The organism is Komagataeibacter intermedius TF2 (assembly GCF_000964425.1).
GTDB lineage: Bacteria > Pseudomonadota > Alphaproteobacteria > Acetobacterales > Acetobacteraceae > Komagataeibacter > Komagataeibacter intermedius.
In genome coordinates this window covers 1-1,890 of sequence record NZ_BANF01000196.1, presented here as the reverse complement: position 1 = coordinate 1,890, position 1,890 = coordinate 1, and the positions used below count along the sequence as shown (strand labels likewise).

2 protein-coding genes are annotated in these 1,890 nt (G+C 56.7%); both read left to right on the top strand.

Features of this window, described 5'->3' with window-relative positions:
• Positions 1 to 248 precede the first annotated feature (248 nt).
• A complete protein-coding gene (locus B7449_RS15960) occupies positions 249 to 758 on the top strand; it encodes a dienelactone hydrolase family protein (protein ID WP_244465771.1) in 510 nt (169 codons plus the stop codon).
• 87 nt (positions 759 to 845) lie between these two features.
• A partial coding sequence (locus tag B7449_RS15955) for a Fic family protein (RefSeq protein WP_048883814.1) occupies positions 846 to 1,890 on the top strand: 1,045 nt, incomplete at its 3' end.

Sequence of the window (1,890 nt, the reverse complement as noted above, 5' to 3'; positions counted from 1 at the left end):
GATCCGCAAGGCCGAGGACATCGCAGGGCAACGCTACGTGATCCTGCTGACGGATATGTATGCCGCCGCGATCCGCCCGAAAGACGCCGCTGGCGCACGCGATGCCATATCCCCCTTCTGCTCGCTGACCGTTCCATGATGCGCCGTCGCGTGGCCTTTGCCCTGGCACAGTTCAGGTCGTTTGTATCGCAGGCACCAATCGACACGACCCATCTTGCGCCATCGGTTATTGCTTCGGCGGCGCGGCCGTGCTGGATCTCGCGCGGTCCGGTCCGGAGATCGCAGCCGTGGTCGCGTTCCACGGCAATCTCTCGACGGATAATCCCGCCCTGGCACATGCGATCCGGGCACGGGTTCTTGCCATGAACGGGGCGGATGATACCTCGACCAGCCCTCAGTTTGACGGCTTCCTGACCGAAATGTACGGCAGCCCTGCCCCGTGGCAGTTTCTCGCCATCGGCCATGCTGTCCATTGCTTCACCGAAAAGGAGGCCGTGGCCTCATCCGGCCTATGCCGGTACGATGCGCAGGCAGATGCCTGGTCAATGCATATGGCTCGACAAAAGTTTCTCCTCGCATTGACGATCCGGGATGAATGTCCCGCTTCGGTCCAGATTGCGAGGAAGAGCGAACCAGATCCGCACCATTTATCTACTGTTGGGAATATCTCGCCTTCATCAGAAAACGGCGGATATGATGCCCGTCTTAGTGAACATTATGGAATGCTGCGGGCCAGTGTGGGTTCATACGCAGCATAATCCGTCACGCCGAAGGATCGATAGATTAGACTTCTATCAATCATAAAAATGCGATAGAATGATTGATAGAGCCTTGGGATATCAATCATGCTTTGGAATTGGCAGCTTCCGGACTGGCCACATTTTCACTTCGAGAAAAGCTGTCTGCGAGACGCCGAAACGGAGTTCCTGAAAGGTTCAGGCGTGGTCGTCGGTGCGATGCAGCATCTGGACAAAGACGCCAATCAGCATCTTGTCGTTCAACTCATGTCGCAAGAAACGGTCGAGAGCTCCGCTATTGAAGGCGAGGTGCTTGATCGGGCCAGTGTGCAATCGTCGATTGCGCGACACCTTGGCTTCGCCACAGACAGGCGACGTTCTACGCCAACTGAGGCTGGGGCCGCTGAATTGATGGCGGACCTCTATCGGCATTATGCGGCCCCTTTGACTGACCAGAGTCTCTTTGAGTGGCATGCCATGCTCATGAACGGTCGGCGAGATCTGGATGTCATTGGCAGGTATCGGACGCATGCCGAGGCAATGCAGATTATCTCCGGCCCCATCCATGCGCCGCACATCCACTTCGAAGCCCCGCCATCTCGAAGCGTCCCTTCGGAGATGGCGCAGTTTATCGGCTGGTTTAACAGGACCGCCCCAAGCGGGATCGACCCCTTGCCCGCGATTGAGCGGGCTGCGATTGCGCATCTGTGGTTTGAGACCATTCATCCCTTTGAAGATGGAAATGGTCGCATCGGACGGGCTATTGCTGAAAAAGCATTGGCGCAAACCCTCGCAGCCCCAACGCTGACGGCGTTGGCCGCGACCATCAATACATACAAGAAAGCGTATTATCTCGAACTGCATCGGGCCAGCAAGACGAACCAGATAGAGAACTGGATGGTCTGGTTCTCTCAGGTCGTGTTGGAGGCGCAATCCCGCACGCTTCGGAACATCCGGTTTCTTATTGAGAAAACGCGGTTTCTGGATCGCTTACGCGGAAAACTGAACATTCGTCAGGAGAAGGCCCTGCTTCGAATGCTGGCAGAAGGGCCTGATGGTTTTCAAGGTGGCCTGAGTGCCCAGAATTATCGGTCGATTACAGGGGCGACGTCTGCCACGGCGACGCGTGATCTGGTTGATCTGGTGGCGCTTG